15 protein-coding genes and 1 riboswitch are annotated in these 16,503 nt (G+C 75.4%); of the genes, 6 read left to right on the top strand and 9 right to left on the bottom strand.

Features of this window, described 5'->3' with window-relative positions:
• The first annotated feature begins 29 nt into the window (after positions 1-29).
• Entirely contained in the window at positions 30-1,310 is a 1,281-nt protein-coding gene (purD, locus tag V1260_RS14380) for a phosphoribosylamine--glycine ligase (protein WP_329747507.1), read from the top strand.
• Complete coding sequence (locus V1260_RS14375) at positions 1,307-2,212, top strand: phosphoribosylaminoimidazolesuccinocarboxamide synthase (protein ID WP_329747506.1); 906 nt, start codon at positions 1,307-1,309, stop codon at positions 2,210-2,212. Before purD ends, V1260_RS14375 begins: the two co-directional genes overlap by 4 nt.
• 141 nt (positions 2,213-2,353) lie before the next feature.
• Here the strand turns inward: V1260_RS14375 and V1260_RS14370 are convergent, their stop codons facing one another.
• The 4 genes from V1260_RS14370 to V1260_RS14355 all read right to left on the bottom strand — a co-directional run bounded on the left by V1260_RS14370 (position 2,354) and on the right by V1260_RS14355 (position 7,128).
• Positions 2,354-4,810, bottom strand: coding sequence for an ATP-binding cassette domain-containing protein (locus tag V1260_RS14370; protein ID WP_329747505.1), 2,457 nt, complete (start codon positions 4,808-4,810; stop codon positions 2,354-2,356).
• A gap of 19 nt (positions 4,811-4,829) precedes the next feature.
• Positions 4,830-5,519, bottom strand: coding sequence for an ECF transporter S component (locus V1260_RS14365; RefSeq protein ID WP_329747504.1), 690 nt, complete (start codon positions 5,517-5,519; stop codon positions 4,830-4,832).
• On the bottom strand, positions 5,516-6,250 hold the full coding sequence (locus V1260_RS14360; RefSeq protein ID WP_329747503.1) for a YkoF family thiamine/hydroxymethylpyrimidine-binding protein: 735 nt from the start codon (positions 6,248-6,250) through the stop codon (positions 5,516-5,518). The genes V1260_RS14365 and V1260_RS14360 overlap by 4 nt, the downstream gene beginning before the upstream one ends.
• Before the next feature lie 37 nt (positions 6,251-6,287).
• A riboswitch (TPP riboswitch) is annotated at positions 6,288-6,396 on the bottom strand.
• A 12-nt stretch (positions 6,397-6,408) separates the two neighbouring features.
• On the bottom strand, positions 6,409-7,128 hold the full coding sequence (locus V1260_RS14355; RefSeq protein ID WP_329747502.1) for an MBL fold metallo-hydrolase: 720 nt from the start codon (positions 7,126-7,128) through the stop codon (positions 6,409-6,411).
• Positions 7,129-7,251: 123 nt separating this feature from the next.
• On the opposite strand from V1260_RS14355, the gene purS reads away from it, so the two are divergent.
• The gene (gene purS, locus V1260_RS14350) at positions 7,252-7,503 is read left to right on the top strand and encodes a phosphoribosylformylglycinamidine synthase subunit PurS (protein ID WP_329747501.1); all 252 of its coding nucleotides are present in this window, start codon (positions 7,252-7,254) and stop codon (positions 7,501-7,503) included.
• Positions 7,503-8,228: a phosphoribosylformylglycinamidine synthase subunit PurQ gene (gene purQ / locus V1260_RS14345; RefSeq protein ID WP_329747500.1), complete on the top strand. Its 726-nt coding sequence runs from the start codon at positions 7,503-7,505 to the stop codon at positions 8,226-8,228. The genes purS and purQ overlap by 1 nt, the downstream gene beginning before the upstream one ends.
• Positions 8,229-8,276: 48 nt before the next feature.
• Here purQ and V1260_RS14340 read toward each other — a convergent pair whose 3' ends face one another.
• Positions 8,277-9,440, bottom strand: a complete 1,164-nt coding sequence (locus V1260_RS14340; protein WP_329747499.1) for a class I SAM-dependent methyltransferase — start codon at positions 9,438-9,440, stop codon at positions 8,277-8,279.
• Between the two features lie 67 nt (positions 9,441-9,507).
• On the bottom strand, positions 9,508-10,551 hold the full coding sequence (locus tag V1260_RS14335) for a pirin family protein (protein ID WP_329747498.1): 1,044 nt from the start codon (positions 10,549-10,551) through the stop codon (positions 9,508-9,510).
• Between the two features lie 41 nt (positions 10,552-10,592).
• On the opposite strand from V1260_RS14335, the gene V1260_RS14330 reads away from it, so the two are divergent.
• Together V1260_RS14330 and V1260_RS14325 are read left to right on the top strand one after the other, a co-directional pair.
• Positions 10,593-11,714, top strand: coding sequence for a serine hydrolase domain-containing protein (locus V1260_RS14330; protein WP_329747497.1), 1,122 nt, complete (start codon positions 10,593-10,595; stop codon positions 11,712-11,714).
• Between the two features lie 34 nt (positions 11,715-11,748).
• The gene (locus tag V1260_RS14325; RefSeq protein WP_329747496.1) at positions 11,749-12,708 is read left to right on the top strand and encodes a nucleoside hydrolase; all 960 of its coding nucleotides are present in this window, start codon (positions 11,749-11,751) and stop codon (positions 12,706-12,708) included.
• A gap of 9 nt (positions 12,709-12,717) precedes the next feature.
• On the opposite strand, the gene V1260_RS14320 is transcribed toward V1260_RS14325, so the two are convergent.
• The 3 genes from V1260_RS14320 to V1260_RS14310 are packed head-to-tail and all read right to left on the bottom strand — an operon-like array spanning position 12,718 to position 16,426.
• Positions 12,718-13,725 (bottom strand): MaoC/PaaZ C-terminal domain-containing protein, encoded by a 1,008-nt coding sequence (locus V1260_RS14320; protein WP_329747495.1) that lies wholly within the window; start codon positions 13,723-13,725, stop codon positions 12,718-12,720.
• A complete protein-coding gene (locus tag V1260_RS14315; protein WP_329747494.1) occupies positions 13,722-15,062 on the bottom strand; it encodes a 3-oxoacyl-ACP reductase in 1,341 nt (446 codons plus the stop codon). The genes V1260_RS14320 and V1260_RS14315 overlap by 4 nt, the downstream gene beginning before the upstream one ends.
• Positions 15,063-15,103: 41 nt before the next feature.
• Positions 15,104-16,426 (bottom strand): acetyl-CoA C-acetyltransferase, encoded by a 1,323-nt coding sequence (locus tag V1260_RS14310; RefSeq protein WP_329747493.1) that lies wholly within the window; start codon positions 16,424-16,426, stop codon positions 15,104-15,106.
• Between the last annotated feature and the right edge of the window lie 77 nt (positions 16,427-16,503).

Genomic DNA, 16,503 nt, shown 5'->3' with positions numbered 1-16,503 from the left:
CCGCCGGGGCCGTCGGTACCCTGTGCCGCGTGAAGATCCTCGTCATCGGCTCCGGAGGCCGCGAGCACGCGATCACCCGTCGCCTCGCCGCCGACCGCCCTGCCCCCGAGCTGCACGCCGCCCCCGGCAACCCCGGCATCGCGCAGCTCGCCACCTGCCATCCCGTCGCGCTCGACGACCTCGACGGCCAGGTCGTCCTGGCCCGCGAGCTCGGCGTCGACCTGGTGGTGGTCGGACCGGAGGCGCCGCTCGTCGCCGGGGCCGCGGACCGCCTGCGGGAGGCGGGGATCGACGTCTTCGGCCCGTCGGCCGAGGCCGCCCGCCTCGAAGGCAGCAAGTCCTGGGCGAAGGAGATCATGGCCGCCGCGGGCGTGCCCACCGCCGCCTCCGTGACCGTGACCTCCCCGGAGGGCCTCCCCGCGGGTCTGGACCGGGTGAACCCGCTGGGCGACGTGCCCTTCGTGGTCAAGGCCGATGGTCTCGCCGCCGGCAAGGGCGTGGTCGTCACCGCCGATCACGCCGCCGCGCTCGCCCACGGCGAGGCGGTGCTCGCCGCGGGCGGCCAGGTGGTGCTCGAGGAGTACCTCGACGGCCCGGAGGTGTCCCTGTTCTGCGTGAGCGACGGGACCGACGTGGTGCCTCTCGCGCCCGCCCAGGACTTCAAGCGCGCCCTCGACGGAGACGAGGGCCCGAACACCGGCGGCATGGGCGCCTACTCGCCGCTGCCCTGGGCGCCGGAGGGCCTGGTCGACGAGATCGTCGCCGACGTCGCCCGGCCCACGATCGCGGAGCTGGCCCGCCGGGGCACGCCGTTCGTCGGCATCCTGTACTGCGGTCTCGCGCTGACCTCCCGCGGCCTGCGGGTGGTGGAGTTCAACGCCCGCTTCGGCGACCCCGAGACCCAGGTGGTCCTCGAGCGGCTCACGACCCCGTTCGCGCCGCTGCTGCACGCCGCCGCCCGCGGCGAGCTCGCCGCCGTCGATGCCCCCGTCTGGAGCGACGAGGCGGCCGTGACCGTCGTCGTCGCCTCCGCCGGCTACCCCGCGGCGCCCCGCACCGGGGACCCGATCGGCGGGATCGAGACCGCCGAGGCGCTCGGCGCGCACGTCCTGCACGCCGGGACCTGCCGCGGGGAGGATGGCGTGCTGCGCAGTGCGGGGGGCCGCGTGCTGACCGTCGTCGGCACCGGGCCGACGCTCGCCGCCGCCCGGGAGATCGCCCTCTCGGGCGCGCGCGCGATCGAGCTCGAGGGCTCCCACCATCGCGGGGACATCGCCCGCGCCGCCGCCGACGAGGAGGCCCGCGCATGAGCACCCCTCTGATCACTGCCCCCGCGCTGCCCGGATGGGACCATGTCGTCTCCGGCAAGGTGCGTGAGCTGTACGTCCCCGCGGGCGTCGCGCCCGAGGCCGCGGAGGAGGTGCTGGTCGTCGCCACGGACCGGATCAGCGCCTACGACCATTCGCTGCAGCCCGGCATCCCCGACAAGGGGCGGCTGCTCACCGGCATCAGCGTCTTCTGGTTCGCCCAACTCGAGGACCTGGTCCCCCATCACGTGCTCTCCGCGACCGACGTCCCGGACGCCGTCGCGGGCCGGGCCCTGCGCTGCCGGGGCCTGGACATGGTGCCGCTGGAGTGCATCGCCCGCGGCTATCTCACCGGCTCGGGCCTCGCCGACTACCGGGCCGGCGGCTCGGTGGGCGGCCACGTGCTGCCGACGGGTCTCGTCGAGGCCTCGCGCTTGGATCCGGCGCTGTTCACCCCGTCGACCAAGGCGGAGGCCGGCGCGCACGATGAGAACATCACCGTCGCTCAGGCGCGCGACCTGCTGGGCGAGGAGCTAGCGGACGAGCTGGCCGAGCTGACCCTCGCGGTCTACGAGCGGGCCCGCGCCGTCGCGGCCGAGCGGGGCATCCTGCTCGCCGACACCAAGCTCGAGTTCGGGCACTCGCGCACCGACGGGAGACTGCTGCTGGGCGACGAGGTGCTCACCCCCGACTCCTCCCGCTTCTGGTCCGCGGACACCTACGTCGAGGGCCGCGTCCAGCCGAGCCTGGACAAGCAGTTCGTGCGGGACTGGCTCACGTCCCCCGCCTCCGGCTGGCACCGCGGTTCGAACACCCCGCCGCCCGAGCTGCCCGCCGAGGTCGTCGCCCAGACCCGGGCCCGTTATGTCGAGGCCTACGAGCGCCTGACCGGCACCAGCTTTTGAGCCGCGCGCGCGGGGGCGACGGGACACGCACGGGGGGCGCGGATCCAGCAGGTCGAGGAGGACGTCGTCGCCGTGCGGAGCCCCGCCGCGCTCCGCCGCTAAGGCCCGCCCCTCGACGGCACCGGCGGCGCAGTCCTTCGCTCAGCCGCTGAGCAGCAGCACCGCGGTGACGATGCCCGCGATCGCGAGGACCAGCGCGGCATCGCCCGCGCCGAGCGGGGCGCTGCGCCACCAGGTCCGCTCCCCCGCGGCGACGCCCCGGCTCTCGAGGGCGAAGGCGATCCGGGCCGAGGAGCGGATCGCATCGACCAGCAGCGCGAAGGCGCAGGTCATCAGCGCGCGCGGGCCGAGTCGCGCGGGATTCCCGTCCGGGGCGGACGGCCGACGCAGGCGGTGCGCGCGGAGGATCGTCGACCAGCGCCGGGGCAGGTCCTCGAGCAGTCGCAGCCCCGCGAGGAGGGCGAGGGCGATGCGGGCCGGCAACCGGGCGTGTACGCGCAGGCTGGTCAGGGTGCGCCCGGGATCCGAGGCACGCAGCACCACTGCGGCTCCGAGCCCGATGACCAGCGCCCGCAGAGCGAGGGCGCTGCCGAGGACGATCCCCTCGGTGGTGACCCGCACGGGCAGATCCGGCCACGGCTCGTGCCCGGGACGGCTGAGCACGTTGACCACGAGCACCCCGGCGGCGAAGGGGAGGAACGGGGCCTGCGCGCGCAGGAGGGCGAGCGGCCCGATCCGCAGCCCGATCATCGCGCCGCTCGCGAGGAGCAGGTGGAGCAGGAGCAGCGGGATCGGATCGGTCAGGGCGATGCAGACCACGCTCAGCGCCGTCAGCAGTCCCAACAGCACCGCGGGATCCCGGCGGGCGAGCAGGGCGCGGGGCCGCGGCGGGTCCTCGAGCGCGGTAAGCGGCCGGTCCGTCCCGTCCTCGGCGGACACGGACACTGATGCGGACACGGACGCGGGCGCGGACCCGGGCCGCGGAGGGCGCCCCGGCTCCCGCTCCCCCGTCGTGCCGCCCGCCGGGTCCGCCGCCTCCCCGGCGCGCAGCCCGGCACGACGGAGCAGCTCGCCGTCGGCGAGCAGCGCGGCCGGGGCGAGGGGGCCGACGAGCCGGCCCCCGGCGATCACCACGACCTCGTCGGCGGCCTCGATCGCGCGGAGGTCGTGGGTGGTCAGGACCACCCCGCGTCCCTCCTGCGCCACCTCGCGCAGCAGCGAGAGCACCTCGGCCTGCGCGGCGCGGTCGAGGCCGTAGCCCGGCTCGTCGGCCAGCAGCACCGGCCGCTCGGTCAGCAGCATGGCGCCGAGGGAGAGCCGTCGCTGCTGCCCGCCGGAGAGCCGGTAGGGGCTCTGGTCCGCATGGTCGCCGAGGTCGAGGCGGGCGAGCAGCTCCGTCCGGGCCTGCTCCCCGGCCCCGCTCGCGGCGAGCTCCCCGACGACGGTGTCCGCCACGAACTGGGACTCGGGACGCTGCAGCACGAGCGCGGCGGCGCCGCCCTCGAGCGTCCCCGTGCGCAGCGGGTCCAGCCGGGAGAGGGCGCCCAGCAGCGTCGACTTCCCGGCGCCGTTCCGGCCGACGACGGCGAGCACCCGACCGGCCCGGACGGTGAGGTCGGCGCCGGTCAGCACGTCTCGCCCCTCCGGTCCCAGGGTCGCCGAGCGCAGGCGCAACAGCGGGGTCGGGGCGGGCGCGGGGGTCCCGGCCGTCTGACGAGGGGCCGCGCCCGTCGCCTCGACGTGCGCCGTATCGTCCGGGGCTGGGGAGATCCCGCCCGCACCGGCCCCGTCCTCGAGCCGCCGCTCGATCTCCCGCGGCAGCCAGCAGCCCTCCGCGCGCAGCCGCTCCCCGTGCTCCGCGAGCACCCGGGCGGTGGGCCCGTCGGCGAGTACCCGCCCCGAGCGGTCCAGGGCGATGGTCCGGGCCGGGAGCCCGGCAACACCCGCCTCCCCCGCCCACTCGTCGAGCCGGTGCTCGACCAGCAGCACGGCGCATCCCGTCGCGTCGACGGCCGCGTCGACCGCGCGTCGCACCGCGGCGACCCCCTCGGCGTCGAGCATCGCGGTGGGCTCGTCGAGCAGCAGCAGCCGCGGCTCGGCTACGACCGCGGCGGCGAGCGCGGCGCGCTGCAGTTGCCCGCCGGAGAGCGTCGCGGCGCGGCGGTGCGCGAGGTCCGCCGTGCCCGTCGCGGTGAGCGCGGCATGGACGCGGGGCCCGATCCTCTCAGGCGGGGTGCAGGCGCTCTCGAGCGGGAGCGCCACGTCCTCGGCGATCTGCGGGAGGCAGACCCCGTCGGCCGGATCCTGACCGAGATGGCCCACGAGCGGGGCGGCGGCCGTGACCCCGCCCGCGACCGGGTCGACCCCGCCCGCGAGGCGCACGCTGCCGCGGACCCGCCCGCGCTGGTGGGAGGGGATCGCTCCGGCGAGCGTGCGCAGCAGCGTCGACTTCCCCGAGCCGGAGGGGCCGAGCAGCAGCACCTGCTCCCCGTCGTGGATCTCCCCGGTCCAGGGGCCCACGCCCGCCCCGGAGGGCAGCACCACCTCGAGCGCCTCGGCGCGGACCAGCGGGCTCGGGTCGGTCGTCGCGATGCTCACCGGCCGCGCCGTCACCGCCTCAGCGGACACGGCGCTCGGGGATCGCCGCCGCACCGGCGGCCCCGATCGCGAAGTCGGCGAGCACCCCGGTGCGCTCGAGCGCCCGCACGATCACGCGGGCGAGCAGTCCGCCGAGCAGGACCCCGGAGAGCATCTGCATCCCGAGGCGGAGCGCGAGCAGGTCCTGCCCGTACCAGCCCATGCGGTAGGCGGTCCAGAAGAAGACGAGGCTCGCACCGAGCGCTCCCGAGACGGCGAACACGCCCCAGCCGTAGCGGCGGTAGCGGGTCAGGGCGAAGGGCAGCTCGGAGCCGAGGCCCTGGAGCGCGGCGGAGAGCAGCAGCAGCGGGCCGACGGGGCTGCCGAGGAAGACCACCTCGATCACCGCCGCGAGGATCTCGGCGAGGATGCCCACGCCGGGGCGGCGCAGGATCGCGATGGCGATGGGCCCGACCAGCAGCCAGGACCCGAACAGCACGTGCTGGGCGAGGTCGCCGGCGGGTCCCATCGCGATCGCGAGCAGGTTCCAGGCCTGCACGAACGCCCAGTACAGGAAGCCGAACACGACGCCGAGCACGACGACCAGCACGAGCTCCCGGAGGGCCAGCGGAGCGCGGCGGGGGCGCGCGGCGCCAGTCTCGGGAGAGGTCTGCGCGGTCTGCGGCGCCGCGGCCTCCCGGGAGTCGGGGCTCTGCGGCTCGGCGCTCATCGGACCTCCTCCGCGGACGCGTCCGGCCCGGTCCCCGCGGTCGCGCCCGGAGAGATCTCAGCGGGCGCATCAAGCAGCTCGCGCAGATCATGGGACGGGCTGTTCAGGGAGATCGTCAGGTGGCTCGTGACGTGCTGGACGCCGCGACCGACGAGCACCCAGCCGGCGACGGCCGTCGCGATCACGTCGCCGAGGTCGCCCTCGAGGCGGGTGACGAAGTGCTCGGAGCCGCGGAAGGTGCCGAGCTCGCGGGCGTGGTCGATCGCGGCGTAGACGTCGCGCATGTGGTCGGGCGGGGTGCCGTCCTCGGCGACCGCGTCGGCCAGCGGGTACAGCGCCCACTCGGCGCTCGCGAACCGCCCGGTGCGCCGTGGCGGCGGCACGGCGGTGACGCGCGGTCCCGCCCCACCGGGCAGCTCGCAGGCCACCTCCCCGGGGCAGCCCCGCGAGAGCAGCACCGACATCGTCGCGTGGTGCTCGGTGCGGGCGAGCGCCTCGCCGAGGTCGATCAGCGCGCGCTGCAGGTGCGTCTCGTGGCCGCCCAGATAGGTGGAGACGTCCCCGGTCTCGCGCACGAGCCCGGTCAGGTCGAGGGCGGAGAGGGCGCCGACGAGGATCCGGGCGTAGTCCGCGCTCATCACGGCGGCGGTCACGCGGGCGCCGACGCCGAAGCCGAGCGGTGTCGCGGACGGATCGGCCGGGGCGGTGGGGGCTGCGGGCGGTGTGGTCACGGTCCATGCCTTTCGAGTGGGCACGGGCGCGCGGCGACGATCGCCTGGCGGAGCTCCCTGCGCCGGCATGATCCGGATCAGGTTCTACGGTCGGAGTTGGAGAACTCCCTCTCAGCCCGGCTCACCGGACTCCCGTGCACGCCCGGCACCCTACCCGCTCACAGCTCGATCGAGCGCTCCGGGTCCACCCAGTCGCGCACCTCGGTGCCCTCGGCGGCGAGCGCCGTCGCCTGGCGGACGTAGATCGCGCGGCCCCCGGCGCTCGCGACCGCATCGTGCACCGGGAGGGCGAGCCGCGGACGGACCGCGCGCAGGAACTCGATCGTCTCGGACATCTTCGACCAGGGGGCGACGACTGCGAACGCGAGCACGTCGATGCCCTGGAACTCGGCGAGCGGCTCGAGGCTGTCGCCGGTGACGCCGAGGCGCGGCCCGTCCCCCGCCGAGAGCACGAGGCCCGTGTTGCCGACCCGCGGGATGTCCGGGTGGATGACGGCGTGCGCCCCGCCGGCCGCGGTCACCCGCAGCGGCGATCGGCCGCCGACGGCGGGCAGCTCGTGGGACTCCCCCGCGGGCAGCGCCCGCATCCGCTCCGCCGGGATCGCGGGTCCCTCGCCCATAGGGCCGGCGGCGGCCTGGGCGAGCAGTGCGACCGTCTCCGGCTCGGCGAGGACCTGCGCGCCCGGATGCCGCTCGAGCACCTCGAGGAGGAGGGCTCGCTGCACGTGATCGGCGTGCTGGTGGGTGATCGCGACCAGGTCGATCGGTCCGTCGACGGCGCGCACCGCGTCGACGCTGAACAGCCCCGGGTCGATCAGCACGCGGCGCGAGGCGACCTCGACGAGGAGGCAGGAATGGACGAGATGGCGGATCCTCATGGCGACTCCCGGAGCTGGCGATGGTCCCCCGACCGTACGCCCCTGGACCGGCCGCGTCCGGGTCCGGCGCGCTCGGTAGGATGGCCCGCAGGTCCCTGCCCCGCCCGCCCCCGAGGAGCGCCCATGCCACGCGTCGTGGTCCACGTCATGCCGAAGCCCGAGATCCTGGACCCCCAGGGGAAGGCGGTCGCGGCGGCCCTGCCCCGTCTGGGCTTCGAGGGCGTCGCCTCCGTGCGCCAGGGCAAGCGGTTCGAGCTCGAGGTCGCCGGCGAGGTGACCGAGGAGGTCCTCGCGACCCTGCGCGAGGCCGCCGAGACCCTGCTGTCGAACCCCGTGATCGAGGACGTCGTCGCCCTCGAGGTCGAGGACGCCTGATGCGCATCGGTGTGGTCACCTTCCCGGGCACGCTCGACGACCGGGACGCGCTGCGGGCCGTGCGGCTCGCCGGGGCCGAGCCGGTCGCGCTCTGGCACGGCGAGGACTCCCTGCAGGACGTCGACGCCGTGGTGCTGCCCGGCGGCTTCTCCTACGGCGACTACCTGCGCGCCGGGGCGATCAGCCGGTTCGCGCCCGTCATGGAGAAGGTCGTGGACGCGGCGAACGGCGGCATGCCGGTGCTCGGCATCTGCAACGGCTTCCAGATCCTCTGCGAGACCCACCTGCTGCCCGGCGCGATGATCAAGAACGCCCACCGCTCCTTCATCTGCCGCGACCAGCCGCTGCGGGTGGAGAATGCGCGCACCGCCTGGACCTCCGGCTACGCCCAGGACCAGGTCATCCGCGTGCCGTTGAAGAGCCAGGACGGCCAGTACATGGCCGACGCCCGCACCCTCGACGAGCTCGAGGCGGAGGGCCGCGTGGTGTTCCGCTACGTCGCGGGTGCCACCCACGGACCGGCCGGCTTCGAGGACAACCCCAACGGCTCGCAGCGCGACATCGCTGGCATCACCAATGCCGCGGGCAATGTCGTGGGGCTGATGCCGCACCCCGAGCACGCGGTCGAGGCCGGTTTCGGCCCCGACGAGCCCGGTCAGGGCACGCGCACGGGCACCGACGGCCTGGCGATGTTCACCTCGGTGCTCACGAGCCTCGTGGCCTGAGTCCCGGGCGCCTGCGCCTGCGGCCGGGCCGCCGCCCTATCCCACTGACTACCGCGTCGCGCTGAGCACGGTGAAGCGGCGGTCGCGGGCGCGCTCGCGCACCGGTCCGACGCGCCGCTCGACCTCCGGCCGGTAGCGCAGGTGGGAGTTGTGCACGACCCACAGTTGACCGCCAGGGCGCAGCACCCTCGCGGCCGCGTCGAGCAGGGCCTGCACGAGCGTCGCGTCGACCGCGGTGCCGTCGTGGAAGGGCGGGTTCAGCAGCACCAGGTCCGTGCTGCCGTCGGCGACCCGGGAGAGGGACTCATCCCAGGCGACCTGCACCCCGGCGCGCTCCAGCCCGGAAGCAGCGAGGGTCGCGCGGGTGGAGGCGACGGCGTCCGCGTCGTCGTCGCTGCCGAGCACCTCCGCCGACGGGAGCGCCGCGGCGAGATACGCGGTGAGCAGGCCGTTGCCGCAGCCGAGGTCGAGGACGGTCTCCCTTTCCGGCGCGAGCTCCCCCGCGACCAGCGCTGAGTCCAGCGCCGCGAGCAGCAGCAGCGAGCCGACGTCGGCCCTCGCCCCGCCGAAGACCCCGCCGGCCCCGCGCAGGGCGAGCTCGCGCTCCGTGCCGCGCACCGCCACGCGCACGGCGCCGGTGGCCGCCGTGCCGACCTCCACCCCCGGCCGCGGCGAGGCGGCGACGAGCGAGCGGGACTTGCCGAGGCCGCGTGAGGCGTGCACCTCGCCGAACACACTGGCCAGGACGTCGTTCTGCGAGCGGGACATGTGCTTGACCCGCCCACCCGCGATCAGGGTCAGGTCCTCCCTCCCGCTGCGCGCCGCGAGCACCGCGACGCGCCGCGCGAGGTCCTCGAGGCCGGCGAGGGACTTCGGCAGCCGCGCGAGCACCAGGTGCGCCTCGGCCCCGGCCGCGAACTCCTCGAGCGGTGCGGGCTCGGTCCCCGTCGGCAGCACCAGGCGCCCCGCGGCGAGGGCCTCCGGGAGTCGTTCGGCGAGTGCGGCGGTCTCCGCCCGCGAGGCGCTCCAGGAGTGGACTCTCGCGTCGGGATGCTCGGCGACGAGCTCGAGGGCGGCGGCGGTGAGCGCGCCGGTGGAGTCCCCGACGACGAGCAGGTCGCAGGGGCAGCCGAGCCCGCCCTCCTCCTCGGCGGCGCGCAGGATCACCCGCTCGGTCTGGTCGAGGACGGGGAGGGCGTCGGTGCTGGTCATGGGGCTCTCTCGGGGAAAGGGGGCGCGCCCGGCGGCCGCACGTGCGGGCCCGGCGCGGTCGGGACGGTCAGTCGGGCAGGCCGCGGCGGCCGCGGGTGCGGAGCCGGCCGTGGGGAAGCTCCGGGGCGGGCAGGGCGGCGGGGGTGTGCGGGGCGAAGGGGCCGAACTGCTCGGCGTCGTCGGGGAGACCTCCGCGCTCCCGCGCCACGGGCGCGATCGGGGCGTCCTCGAGGGCGAGCTCCACGCCGATCTCCGCCTGGTAGCGGGCGCGGAAGGCGACGATCTCCTCGTGGGAGCGGCCCACGAAGTTCCACCACATGACGATGTCCTCGCCGAGCGGCTCGCCGCCCAGCAGCATCAGCCGCAGCGGCCCGTCGCCGACGGCGCGGATCTCGAGCTGGTCCGCGCCGTCGGGCAGCACCATCAGCTCGCGCTCGGCGACGGCGGTCTCCCGCTCCCCCGCCCGCAGCAGCGCGGCGCCGAGGTCCACGAGCACACCGTGCTCGTGCGCAGGGTCCAGCGCGAGACGCAGCGTGCCGCCCGCGTCGAGGTCGAGCTGCACCATGGTGAGCTCGGTGTCGGTCGCAACGGGACTCGCGTCCTCCAGCGGCGCCCCCTGCCCGTCGACGGCTCTCAGGCTGCCGAGGCCCACCCGGGCGCGGGCGGTGCCGGTCGCGACCTCGGCGGGCGTGTGCACGGTGAACTCCCGCTCGCGGAAGCGTGTGGCATCGGGCAGGGCGAACCACAGCTGCACGCCGTGGAGCACGGTGGTGTCGAGTGCGGAGAACTCCGAGTGGGTGATGCCGGCGCCGGCGACCATCAGGTCGACGTCGCCGGGGCGCACCAGGGCGTGGTTGCCAAGCGCGTCTCGGTGCGTGATGGCGCCGTCGAACAGCCAGGACACGGTGGCGAGGCCGGTGTGGGGGTGGCGGGCGACACGCATCCCGTCGGTCGCGGAGACATCATCGGGGCCGAAATGGTCCACGAAGCACCAGGCGCCGAGGAGGGAGGTGCGGCGGGCGGGGAGGGTGCGGTGCACGGTCATCCCGCGCGGTCCGCCGAGCGGCACCTCGCGCGGTTCCAGGCGGACGAAGTCCGAGAACGTGCTCATGGGCCGAGTGTAGGCGGCGCCGGTCGCCCTACTCTGGGGCCATGTCGACGCCGACCTCGCCCGCCGTCCGCCTGCTCGAGTCCGCGATCCGCGCCGGCATGGTGCCGGGCGGGATCATCGCGCACGGGGCTGATCCCGAGCCGGTCGCCCGCGGCCGGGTCGCGCCGGGCGGACCGCCCTTCCCCGCCGACGCGATCCTGCGCATCCAGTCGATGACGAAGGTGATCACGGCCGTGGCGACGCTGCGCCTGATCGAGCGGGGCGAGCTCGCGCTCGACGCACCGGTCGCGCAGTGGTTGCCGGAGCTCGCCGCCCCGCGCGTGCTCCCGCACCCCCTCGCGCCGCTCGAGGCCGCCCGACCCTCCGCCACCCCGATCACCGTGGAGCACCTGCTGACCTGCACCTCCGGTCTCGGCATCGCGACCGCGGAGGGACCGCTGCAGCGGGCCATGGCCGACGCCGGCCTCGAGGCGGGCTCGGCGCCGTGGAGCCTCGGCGCCGACGAGTGGCTCGCCGCGCTGGGCGGTCTGCCGCTCGTCGGCGAGCCCGGATCGGTGTGGCGCTATCACCATTCCTTCTGTGTGCTGGGCATCCTGCTCTCGCGGCTGACGGGCCAGACGCTCGAGGAGCACCTGCGCGCTGACCTGCTGGATCCGCTGGGGATGGTCGACACCGGCTCCTTCGTGCCCGCGGCGCAGGCGCATCGGCTGCCGCCGGCGTTCCGGATCGACGACGGCGCTCTCGGGGAGGTCGAGCCGGCGGGCCGCGGCCCGCTCGTCGGCCCTCCTCCGCACGACGTGTCGCACGGCGAGCTGGTCTCCACCGCCGCGGACTACCTGCGCTTCCTGCGGGCGCTGCGGGACGGGGAACTGCTCTCCGCGGAGCACCTCGCGCTGCTGGCTTCGGACCTGGTGCCCGCGGCGGCCAAACAGGAGGACTCGTTCTTCCCCGGATTCTGGGACGGCACGGGCTGGGGCTGCGGCGTCGCGGTCGTCACGGGCGGGGAGCGTCAGGGCAGCTGGGGCTGGTCCGGCGGGTTCGGCACGGACTTCTTCGTCGCGGCCGACGGGACGATCGGCCTGCTGCTGGTGCAGGTCGAGATGGGAACGGAGCTGATGGGGCTGATCGACGAGTTCCAGCGGCTGTCCGCGCCGCGACGCTGATCCCAGCCCGCGCACCGCTCCGTAGGCTGACCCCATGACGCTCGCCCTCCTCGTCGACTGCGACACCGGCATCGACGACGCCTTCGCCCTGACCTATCTCGCGCTGCGGGAGGACGTCGAGATGGCGGGCGTGGTCTCGACGGGCGGGAACGTCCCCGCCGCGGTGGTCCACCGCAACAACCTCGTGCTCACGGAGCTGCTCGGGATCGATGCCCCGGTCGCGCTCGGCGCGGATCGGCCGCTCGTCGAGCCGCCGATGTTCGCCGACGACACCCACGGCCCCGGCGGGCTCGGCCATGCCGTGCTGCCCGAGCCGACGCGCGCGGAAGATCCGCGCTCGGGGGCGCAGCTGTGGGTGGATCTCGCGCGGGAGCGTCCGGGCGAGCTGGTCGGCCTCGTGCTCGGCCCGCACACGAACCTCGCCCTCGCGCTCGCGATCGAGCCCGAGCTGCCGCGGCTGCTGCGACGTCTGCACGTGATGGGCGGCGCGATCCATCACCGGGGCAACACCGGCCCGACGAGCGAGTGGAACATCGCCGTGGATCCGGAGGCGGCGCAGCGGGTGCTGGCGGCCTTCGCGAGCGCGCCGCGTCTTCCCGTGCTCGGCGCCCTGCAGGCGACCGAGTCGGTGCACGTCCACGGCGAGGTGCTCGAGCGGGTCGAGCAGCTCGCCGGGACGTCCGGGAACCCGGTCGCGCGAATCCTCGCCGACGCGCTGCGATTCTACTTCGAGTTCCACGAGTCCGACGGATTCGGCTGGAGCGCGCACGTCCACGACCCGCTGGTCGCGGCGCACGCCGTCACGGGCGACTTCGCCTCGACCCGCCCGCTCGCGGTGGACGTCGAGCTCACGGGCACCCTGACCCGCGGCCAGACCGTCGGCGACGAGCTGGGCCGCTGGGGCCGGGAGCCGACCGTCGACCTGCTCACCCACGTGCAGGCCGACGCCTTCGTGGAGCATCTGCTCAGCACGCTCGAGGCCGGGCTGCGCTGAGCCCTCCGCTCACCGCTCGAGGGTCGTGACCTCGACCTCCAGGCACCGGCGCGGACCCTTCTCGCCGCGGCCCGGGCGCCAGCCGACGCAGCACACCGTTCCCGTCGCCGGATCGTCCTCGAAGGCGACGAGCAGCGATCCGGGCAGGGTGACCGGGGCGTCGAAGGAGACGTCCCAGCGCAGCGGCCGCGACAGGTCCACCCGCGCCTCGGTGAAGGCGCGGGAGGCGGTGTACATGCCGTGGGCGATCGCCGACGGGAATCCGAAGGCGCGGGCGCTGAGGGCCGAGAGGTGGACCGGGTTCACGTCCCCGGAGACCGCGGCATAGCGCCGACCGGTGTCGGCGCCGAGCCGCCAGCGGCCCGTGGGGCGTGGGGGCGCGAACTCCTCGCGCACGGGCGCGGCCTCCTCGCGCGGGGGCGCGGTGCCGTCAGCGCCCGACCGCGGATCCGCCGCGGCACCCGCACCGGAGTCGGCTCCCCCGCCGCCGCGCACGAGATAGGTGGACACGTCCGTCGCGACGATCTCGCCGTCCTGGCCGAGGATCGTCGAGACCGCCTCGAAGGTGCGGCCCCTGCGGTGCGGGCGCAGGTCCCGCACCCGGCACTCGACATCGACCAGCTCGCCCACGCGCACCGGGCGGTGCTGCAGCACCTGGTTGCGCAGGTGCACCAGGCCGAGCAGGCGGAAGGGGAAGTCGCGTCGGGCCATCAGCGCGAGCGAGACCGGGAAGGCGAGGACGTGGAGCACGCCCGGGTGGACCAGGTCGGTCGCTGCCCCGCCCATCAGATGATCGAAGTCACGGGCCCGCTCCCCGTCGATCCGCACCGCCCGGACCCGGTAGGCGATCTCCGGCAGGCGCGGTTCCCCGCCGCCGCGGCGCGCCCCGCGCGGGTCGAGCGCGGCGGCGTAGATCGCGGGGAAGGACGGCACGTCGGCGAGATCGCGGATCCGCTCCCCGTCGGCCGACGGACGCCCGGCGGCTCCGTGCGCGGGCGCCGTGCGCCGCGCGCTCATCGGCCCACCATGTTCTGTCCGCACACCCGCAGGGTCTCGCCCTGGATGCCGCCCGCCTCATCGGACGCGAGGAACGCGATCGCCTCGGCGACGTCGACCGGCAGCCCGCCCTGCTGGAGCGAGTTCACGCGCCGGGCGATCTCGCGGGTCAGCGGCGGCATCTTCGCCGTCATCTCGGTCTCGATGAATCCGGGCGCGACGGCGTTCGCGGTGCCGCCGGCGGCCTCGAGCCGTCCGGCGAGCGCGTCGACGAACGCCATCACCCCGGCCTTGGAGGCCGCGTAGTTGGTCTGCCCGCGGTTGCCGGCGATGCCGCTCGTGGAGGCGAGCGACACGACGCGCGGCTTCGGGCCGAACATGTCGCCGGCCGCGAGCAGCGCCTCGGTGACGGCGATCTGGCTCGTGATGTTCACGCTCAGCACCGGGTCCCAGCGGTCCGGGGTCATGTTGGCGAAGAGCTTGTCGCGGGTGATGCCCGCGTTCAGCACGAGGATGTCGAGCGTCAGGCCCCTGTCGCGGAGCGCGGCGACGAGCCGCTCCCCCGCGCCGGGAGAGGTGACGTCGAGCTGGATCGGGATCGCGCGCAGCTCGTTCGCGAGGCGCGACAGCTCGGTGCCGGCGCCGGGCAGGTCGAGGACGACGAGCGACGCACCGTCAGCCGCGAGGGTGCGGGCGATGGCCGCGCCGATGCCGCGGGCCGCGCCGGTGACCAGGGCGGTGCGGCCGGCGAGGGGCCGCGAGAGGTCCTCCGTCGCGGAGCCGTCCGCGGTCGAGACGGTCAGGAGCTGGCCGGTCACGAACGCGCTGCGGGCGGAGAGCAGGAAGCGCAGGGCGCCGACGACGCCGGGCGCGTCGAGCCCGACCCCGTCGGCCACGAGAACGCCGTTGGCAGTCGCGCCGCCGCGCATCTCGTGGGCGAGGGAGCGGACGAAGCCCTCGACGCCGCCTCTCGCCGCGTCGCGCGCGGGGTCCTCACCGGTCGCGGGGCGCGAGATCGTCACGACGCGGGCGCCGGGGACGAGCGAGCGCATCGCGCCGGCGAGCGGCAGGACCAGCCCTCCGAGCTCGGCGGGGGCGGCGAGCTCGTCGGCCACCACCAGCACGGAGCCGACGGTGCGCAGGTCCTCGAGGCGGCGCCGCACATCGGCGCCCTCGGCGAGAAGGCGGCGGGCGATTGCGTCGGCCCCCGCCGAGGTGCCGAGCACGACGACCGGGCCGAGCACCGGCTCGGGGCGGTCGTGGCGCCGCAGCAGGCGCGAGGGGCGGGGCAGGCCCAGCTGCTTGGCGAGCATCCCTCCGGGGCCGGAGCGGACGAGGCGGGTGTAGGTGTCGGTCATCGGTTCCTCCTGGTCGGCTGGTCTGCTGCTCTGATCTGGGTTCAGGCCGTGACGGACTCGAGCAGCATGACGGTGCCCTGCCCGGCCGCGGCGCACACGGAGATCAGGCCGCGCTGGGTGCGGCCCGTCTCCCGGGCCCGCTCGTGGAGCAGCTTGGCGAGGGTCGCGACGATCCGGCCGCCGGTCGCGGCGAACGGGTGGCCCGCGGCGAGCGAGGAGCCGGAGACGTTCAGGCGCGAGCGGTCGATCGCGCCGAGCGGGGTGGAGCGGCCGAGCCGGGTGCGGCAGAACTCCTCCGACTCCCAGGCCCTGAGGGTGCTCAGCACCGTCCCGGCGAACGCCTCGTGGATCTCATAGAGATCGAGGTCCTGCAGGGCGAGACCGTGCGCGTCGAGCAGCTCGGGCACGGCGTAGGCGGGGGCCATGAGCAGGCCCTCGTCGCCGTGGGCGAAGTCGACGGCGGCGCTGCGCGCGTCGACCACGCGGGCGAGCGGGGTGAGCCCGCGCTCGGCCGCCCAGTCGGCGCTGCCCAGCAGCACGCTCGAGGCACCGTCGGAGAGCGGGGTGGAGTTGCCGGCGGTCATGCTCGGCTCGGCGACCTGCGGGGAGGAGACGCCGAAGACGGGCTTGAGGGAGGCGAGCTTCTCGAGGCTCGAGTCCGGGCGCAGGTTCTGGTCCCGGGCGAGGCCGCGGTAGCCGGTGACGAGGTCGTCGAGGAAGCCGGCGTCGTAGGCGGCGGCGAGGTTCCGATGGGAGGCGAGGGCGAGCTCGTCCTGGGCCTCGCGGGTGATGCCCCACTGCGCGGTGGTGAGCGCCTGGTGCTCGCCCATGGACAGCCCGGTGCGGGGCTCGCTGTTGCGGGGCGGGAGCGGGGAGAGATCGGCGGGGCGGATCGCGGAGAGGGCCTTGAGGCGCTGCACCGGCGTCTTCGCGGCGGCGGCGCGGTGCAGGATGCGGCGCAGGCGCACGGAGACCTCGATCGGAGCGTCCGAGGCGGAATCGACGCCGCAGGCGATGCCGGAGTCGATCTGGCCGAGCCGGATCCTGTTGGAGACGTGCAGCACGGTCTCGAGGCTCGTGGCGCAGGCCTTGGACAGGTCGATCGCGGGCGTGCGCGGATCCAGCGGGGTGCCGAGCGCGCTCTCGCGGGTGAGGTTGAGGTCGCCGGCGAGCTTCAGCACGGCGCCGCCGGCGATCTCGCCGAGCTTCTCGCCCTGCAGGGAGTAGCGGGCGACGAGACCGTCCAGGGCGGCGGTGAGCAGGTCCTGGTTGGAGATCCCGGCGTAGGGGCCGCCCGAGCGGGCGAACGGGATGCGGTTGCCGCCCAGCACGAGGGCGTCGCGGGGAGCATCGGGGTGGGTCACGGGGTGCACCTCTTCGTGGTCGTGGGGTCGCGGACTGCGAAGGTCCCGGGAGGGACTTTACATAGAACCAGCGGTAC

Origin of the sequence: Brachybacterium sp. J144 (assembly GCF_036321705.1) — a bacterium.
GTDB lineage: Bacteria > Actinomycetota > Actinomycetes > Actinomycetales > Dermabacteraceae > Brachybacterium.
This window is presented reverse-complemented; position numbering and strand designations above follow the sequence as displayed.